A 6,728-nucleotide genomic window follows, 5' to 3' on the forward strand; every position below is an offset into this window, starting at 1 on the left:
GGGCGCGGGCGGCGCGGTCCTCGCGCTCGCCGCCACCGCGGTCGGCGCCCCTGCCCTCTTCACCACCGCGCTGGTCTCGGTGGCGGCCGCGATCGCCGGCGGCCTGATCGCCTACTCCGGTCTGGGCGTGCCGGCCTCGGCGGCGCTGGTGGCGACGGTGGTCGCCCTCGCCGCGGGCGCGGTGGCGCCCTTCGCCTTCAAACTGGCCGGGATGCGGCTGCCCGCGCTGCCGTCCTCCGCCGCCCAGCTCCAGGAGGGCATCGAGCCCTACGCGGGCGACGAGGTCGCCGAGCGCACCGAGCTGGCCGGGCGCTGGGTCACCGCGCTCTTCGCCGCCACCGGCGTCATCACCGCGGCCGCCCTGGTCGTCCTGACCGAGGGCCCGAACCTGCCCGAGGTGCTGACCTCCCTCGCACTGAGCCTGCTGCTGCTCCTGCACTGCCGCGGGCTGGTGCACATCGGGCAGCGGCTGACCCTGGCGGTACCCGGTGTCCTCGGGCTGCTGCTGCTCGCCCGCGCCTGGGCGCAGGACCAGGACGGCGACGGGCGCGCGGTGGTCTTCGCGGTGCTGCTCGCCGCCGCGGCCGCCCTCGTGATCGCCGCCTGGACGGTGCCCGGCCGCCGGATGCTGCCGTACTGGGGCCGCGCGGCGGAACTGGCGCACACCGGCCTCGCGGTGGCGCTGCTGCCGCTCGCCCTGTGGGCGGCCGGCCTCTTCGGCTGGCTGCGCGGCCTGTTCGGCTGAGCACACCCGTACGCCGCGGCATGGACAAGGAGTTGAGGAGAGGCCGTGCAGTCCAAGAGAGACCAGGTACACGCCCACACGTTCATGATGGGCAGGCTCAGTTCGAGCCTGCTGACGGCCGACCCGGACGCCCCGGAGAGCCCGCTCGGGCGCACCACCCGCGGTGTGGTCTTCGGTGTCCTGGTCACCGTCCTGATCGGCGCGGGCGCCATCGTCTACGGCCTGCTGCGCCCCGGCGGGAACGACGGCTGGCGTGACGGGAAGCACCTGGTGGTCAACCGCGACACCGGCGCCCGCTATCTGTGGACCGGCACCGACGGCGTACTGCACCCGGTGCGCAACTACGCCTCGGCGCGGCTGATCGGCGGCTCCGACCTGGCGACCGCGGACGTCCGCACCCCCTCCCTGCGGGGTGTCCCGGTGGGCGCCCCGGTCGGTCTCCCCGGCGCCCCGGACGTCGTGCCGGAGGCCGGGCAGCTCGACGACGGCGCCTGGCACATGTGCGTCACCGGCCCCGACGGGGCGCTGCCCGACACCTCCGGCGCCGTGGCGAGCACCGGGGTGGACAAGCCCGGGGCCACCACCGTGACGGCCGGGACGCCCCTGGACTCCCGCGGCATCGGCCGCGACCGCGGAGTGCTGGTACGGGGTCCGGACCGCACCGAGTACCTGGTGTGGCGGGGCAGCCGGCTGCCCCTGGACCGCGCCTCCGACGCCCGCAACGCCCTCGGCTACGGCTCCCAGCAGCCGATGCCGGTCTCGGCGGCGTTCCTCGACGCGCTGGCCCCCGGCCCCGCCCTGAAGCCGCCCGCGGTGGAGGGGCGCGGTGAGGAGGGCCCCGAACTCGGCGGCGAGGCCAGCCGGATCGGCCAGCTCTTCAAGGTCAGCGTGCCCGGCGGCGGCAGCACCTACCAGCTGCTGCGCGAGGACGGCCTGGTGCCGCTGACCCGGCTCGGCGCCGCCCTGGTGCTGGGCGACCCGGCCACCCAGGAGGACGCCTACCGGGGGAAGTCGCCCGAGGTGCGCACGGTCGGCGCGGACGCGCTGCGCGAGCACCGGGCGAAGGACCCGGGTACCGCCGGCTCCGCCGAGCTGCCGGACGCACCGCCCCTGCCGCAGTCCGCGGAGCGCGGCACCGCGCTCTGCGCGCAGGTGGACGGCGACGACGGCGGCGTACGGATCAGGTCGGTGCTGGTCCCGCTGGACCGGCTCGCCCCGGTCGCGGTGTCGCAGGGCACCGCCGAGCCGCTGGAGCCGGCCTGCGTCCCGACGGACGCCACGGTGGTGCGGCCGGGGCACGGCGCCCTGGTCCGGGCCCTGCACGCGAGCGGCGCCGCGCACGCCGGGACCACCTACCTGGTGGCCGAGAACGGGGTCAAGTACCGCGTTCCAGCCAAGCAGTCGCTGGCGGCACTCGGGTACGGGGCCGGGGACATCGGCTCCGTACCGGCACCGCTGCTCGCGGCGTTCCCGACCGGCGCGGACCTGGACCCGGCCGCGGCCTCCGGTGCCGTGAAGCCCAAGGTCACGGCACCGGAGTGCGGCGACGCGGGCAAGGCGGGGCAGGCCGACGAGGAGAAGGCCGACAGCCCCGATGACGCCGGCGGCGGGACCGCGGACGCAGCCGGAGAGGGGGAGGGCGCGGCGGGCGCGGCGGGCACCGTTCCCCAGGGCTGACGCCGCCTGCCGGCCCCGGCGGGGAGCGCATACCGCGCCGCGGGAAAAGAGCAAACAGAAAACGGGCACGGAAAACACCGGCCGGACACGAAGGCGAAACCTCAGGAAAAGCTCAGAAAATCGGGTCGGCCGAACGCGTGGAATCCTCCGGACGCGTGCGCATTGCCGAACGCGGTTCTTCCCGGTGACCGTCCGGTCTCTCTGCGTGTCCGTTCCCCGCATGCTTCGCCGTCATCCGGTGGGCGGCTCGGACCGGCTTGCCCGTGTTCGGGCACGCCTGTTCATCTCGCCGCAACATTCGCACAACTCCGTTGCCATGCAGGAGAATTCTGCCGAACCGGCCGTTTCTCACATCTTCCCTGCACGCATTGCGCGGAACCCTGTTTTCTCTTTAGCCTCAGCGGGCAACGGTGCGACGAGACGCGCCTGAACGAAGGGAGCGTGACATGGCGGACAGTGCCGCGAGGAAAGCGGATTATGCCAAGGGCTTGGGGGGCGTCTCCTCTCTGGAGTCGGCCCGGAACCAGGTCGAGAAGATCCAGGGCAACGTCGAGCAGATCGCCGCGCGTTCGGGCGTCGGCGGTGACGAGGGCCAGGCCCTGCTGAAGCTCTTCCGCAGCTGGAACACCGAGGCACAGAAGGTCGTCGTCCAGATCAGCACGATGATCGACGCGCTCCAGGAGAACGTGACCTCCGCCAACCGCCTGGCGCAGGAGAACCAGGACCTGACCGAGGTCCTCAACAGCAAGACCAGCCAGGGCGTCTTCGAAGCGCTGCGCTGAACCACCCCGTGGTACCGGCTCCCCTCGGCCTTCGACGGGGACCGGACTTCGTGAGCTTTCCGGGCTGGCGCCCGGCCTTCGAGAGGAGACGTCATGGCCGACGGCATCATTGACGTGCAGTACCCCAAGGTCCAGCAGGCCATCGAGGAGTTGATGGAGCAGACCCAGGGGATCATCACGACCCTCAACAACCTGGAGGACGAGCTGAAGCCGCTCGTCAGCACCTGGGAGGGTGCGGACCAGGAGCAGTACCGCGTGGTCCAGGCGGAGTGGGACAACGCCACCAAGAACATGGCGCGGCTCCTCGGCGACAACGGCGAGCTGATCCGGACCATCCACGACAACCACTCCCGCGACGAGCGCAGGAGCGCCGACAACTGGGGCAACGTGCGGGCCCGTTAAGGTCCCGGGCGTTTCCTCTCGTCCGTCCTGAGAGCGGGGCCCGGCGTGGACCGGGCCCCTGCTCGGGAACCGCGGCAACTCCGAGGGCTCCGAGGGCTCCGAGGGCTCCCAGCACTCCGCGGGCTCCGAGGGCTCCGGGGAGACGCGCCGGATGCTGCCGGACGCCGTCGGGCCGCCGGGTGCACCGGGCCGCCCCGTCCCACCCCGTCCGGCAACCAAGCAGCAGGAGTAGGAGATCGTCCCATGGCCGGTGAGAAGGCCGACGTCAAGCATTTCGACCTCAAGCAGATGGAGAACTTTCGGGACAACGAGGTACAGCCGGTCCACACCGCCGCGAAGAAGCACCGCGAGGACGGCGACGGGTCCACCATCCGCCCGCTCGGCAAGCTCATCGACGGGCACACCACCGCGGACAACCTCAACCAGGACGCCCAGCTCCTGCGCATCGGCAAGATGGTCACCGAGCCCCTGGTCTCGGGACCCAAGCTGGTGGAGGGCGTCCGTACCGCGGCCGAGGCCATCGACAAGCTGCTCGGTGACCAGATGGACCTCTTCAAGGAACTCAAAGAGGCGCTCACGGACACCATCGAGGAAGCCAACAAGACCAAGGACAAGAACCTCGGGGCGATCGACGCCCAGACCCTGCTGCAGACCTTCGAAGAGGTCGACACACTCACCGCCGGCACCACCGAGGACCTCGACGAAGAGGACTGACGGAGCCGCGCGCCGGCCGGGGCGGTACAGCCACCCGGCGCACCCCTGTGAACGACACACGCCTGCCCATCCGTACGAGGACGCGGTGCGCCGGCGCGGACGACAACCGACCAGAAAGGGCGCCCGGTGGCCGATCGCTACGATCCCAATTCCGTCGCCAATCTCGACAAGTTCGACAACGCAGGCGACCCGTCGAGCGACACCTGGGCCACCCTGGTCACCCACATCACCGGCTATCCGGTCCCGGACCGCGCCACCGTCTTCGACACGCTCCGCTCCGACCACGGCGGCAAGCTCTTCCGGATGGACATCAAGGAGCGCAGCCTCGGCCTGCTCGTCAAGGACTCCGGCTTCCTGACGAACAAGGGCGAGGACTACGACATCTGGTTCTTCGACAGCGGCAAGAAGCGGTCGATCATGCAGGCCCGCATCGTCTTCGAGGGCCGCGTGAAGGCGGGCGAGGAGATCATCTTCGCCGGCCCCGGCTCCGACAACGTCCACGACGCCCAGGTCCGTGAGGGCAGCGAGTTCACGGACTACAACAAGGACAAGATGAGCACCATCCCGCTCGCCCGGTACATGAACGGGCCGCGGGCGGCGCTCATCGCGCTGCTGAACGGCAGCAGCAAGGACGCCCGGTTCAGCAACCTGGGCGTGGCCGGCGACGTCGCGGTGGACCTGAACTCCTTCAACACCACCGGGGACTCCTTCGACTTCGCCGCCAAGTTCTTCAGGGACCACGCGACGGTGCTGAAGGACTGGGAGGACCGTTTCGGCCGGGACGACGCGAGCTGGAAGGGCGAGGCGGCGGAGGTCTTCCGCAGCCTGCTGAAGAAGATCCGCGAGAACTACGACAGCTACGTCGAGACCTTCGACTCCTCGGTCGGCACCGGCAGCGAGACCGGCACCGGCAACACCGTGTACTCGCGTGCCCTCTCCCTCGGCCGTAAGCACCTGGAGGACGCGGCCACGAAGCTGCTCGACGCGTGGCTGGCCTGGGCCAAGTCCTCGTACTACGACCCGCACCGGGTACTGCGCTACGTCCTGGACGACCTCGCCCAGTGGGTGGACGCGAACAACGTCGCCAAGACGGACATCACGTCGACCAGCACCCGCTACATGACGACCGTCCGGCACAGCCCGCAGGGCGGTTTCTCGCAGGTGCACCCGGAGTACGGCGACCTGACCGACATCGCCAACTGGGCGAAGGTCGGCGACAAGGCCGTCAAGATCTGGACCCAGGGCGTCGACGAGTACCTGGGCAAGCCGGCCGCACAGGTGCAGTCCGCCCTGAACAACCACTTCATCGACCTCGGCAAGGACTTCTCGGAGAACGTGCCCAAGCCGAAGTCGACCGGCACGGCCTCGGAGGAGTACGAGAAGAAGCAGCTGGAGAAGGAGAAGGAGGACCTCAAGAAGGAGAACGAGGAGAACAAGAAGTACCAGGACGAGCTGCGCGAGGAGCAGCGGCGCCAGCGGGAGGAGGACAAGAAGTACCAGGACGAACTCCGCGAGGAGCAGCGGCGCCAGCGCGACGAGGACAAGAAGTACCAGGACGAGCTGCGCGACGAGCAGAAGAAGGAGCAGGACGAGGCCAAGCGCCTCCAGGAGGACCTGCGCAACGAGCAGAACCAGCAGCGCGACGAGGACAAGAAGTACCAGGACGAGCTGCGCGACGAGCAGAAGAAGGAGCAGGACGAGGCCAAGCGCCTCCAGGAGGACCTGCGCAACGAGCAGAACCAGCAGCGCGACGAGGACAAGAAGTACCAGGACGAGCTGCGCGACGAGCAGAAGAAGGAGCAGGACGAGGCCAAGCGCCTCCAGGAGGACCTGCGCAACGAGCAGAACCAGCAGCGCGACGAGGACAAGAAGTACCAGGACGAGCTGCGCGAGGAACAGAAGCGCGAGCAGGAGGAGGCCAAGCGCGAGGCCGAGGAACAGGCCAGGAGCGTGCAGGAGAGCCTCGGCGGCCTCAACGACCCCAACGCGCTCACCACGCAGAACCTGGACGGTATCGACGACCTGCTGAACCAGAACAACCCGGTCACCGAGAGCTCGGGCAACCTCGACGACCTCGACGCGGTCACCACGCGGAACCTCGACGGTCTCGACGACGTGCTGAACCAGAACACCCCGGTCAGCGAGACTCCGGGCGATCTCGGCGACCTGAACGGCCAGAGCGGCCAGAACGGTGAGGGCCGGAACTTCCAGGTCGACGAGACACCGGTCACCACGCCCCTGGGCGGTCTCGGAGGACTGAACGCCGGAGGTGGTACCGCTCTGCGGACCCCGACCGGCGCGACCACGCAGACCGACGGCGGCAAGCTCACCACCGACTTCCTGAACGGCGCCAGTACGTCCTTCGACCCGGACACCGGGCTGCTCACCACGACCTCCCCGGACGGTAC

The 6,728-nt window shown here is 70.1% G+C and carries 6 protein-coding genes; all 6 read left to right on the forward strand.

The window, feature by feature from the left end; genetic code table 11:
• A partial coding sequence (locus KM933_RS38070; RefSeq protein ID WP_488269394.1) for a ubiquitin family protein occupies window positions 1-745 on the forward strand: 745 nt, incomplete at its 5' end.
• Between the two features lie 45 nt (window positions 746-790).
• The gene (eccB, locus tag KM933_RS38075; protein WP_221361958.1) at window positions 791-2,422 is read left to right on the forward strand and encodes a type VII secretion protein EccB; all 1,632 of its coding nucleotides are present in this window, start codon (window positions 791-793) and stop codon (window positions 2,420-2,422) included.
• A gap of 446 nt (window positions 2,423-2,868) precedes the next feature.
• A complete protein-coding gene (locus tag KM933_RS38080) occupies window positions 2,869-3,204 on the forward strand; it encodes a hypothetical protein (RefSeq protein WP_221361969.1) in 336 nt (111 codons plus the stop codon).
• 93 nt (window positions 3,205-3,297) lie between these two features.
• Window positions 3,298-3,606 carry a WXG100 family type VII secretion target gene (locus KM933_RS38085; protein WP_173895046.1) on the forward strand — a complete coding sequence of 103 codons (309 nt, stop codon included), beginning with the start codon at window positions 3,298-3,300 and terminating at the stop codon, window positions 3,604-3,606.
• Between the two features lie 243 nt (window positions 3,607-3,849).
• Window positions 3,850-4,320, forward strand: coding sequence for a type VII secretion system-associated protein (locus KM933_RS38090; RefSeq protein WP_221361972.1), 471 nt, complete (start codon window positions 3,850-3,852; stop codon window positions 4,318-4,320).
• Between the two features lie 126 nt (window positions 4,321-4,446).
• Window positions 4,447-6,728 (forward strand): AAWKG family protein (locus tag KM933_RS38095; protein WP_221361973.1); only part of this gene is annotated, 2,282 nt, incomplete at its 3' end.

The sequence above is a fragment of the Streptomyces beigongshangae genome, from assembly GCF_019710745.1.
In the GTDB taxonomy this organism is placed as follows: Bacteria; Actinomycetota; Actinomycetes; order Streptomycetales; family Streptomycetaceae; genus Streptomyces; species Streptomyces beigongshangae.

Bases quoted from the DNA above. Each gene is read 5' to 3' on its own strand.
- KM933_RS38080 (WP_221361969.1), top strand. From the start codon at position 2,869: ATGGCGGACAGTGCCGCGAGGAAAGCGGATTATGCCAAGGGCTTGGGG.
- KM933_RS38090 (WP_221361972.1), top strand. From the start codon at position 3,850: ATGGCCGGTGAGAAGGCCGACGTCAAGCATTTCGACCTCAAGCAGATG.
- KM933_RS38085 (WP_173895046.1), top strand. From the start codon at position 3,298: ATGGCCGACGGCATCATTGACGTGCAGTACCCCAAGGTCCAGCAGGCC.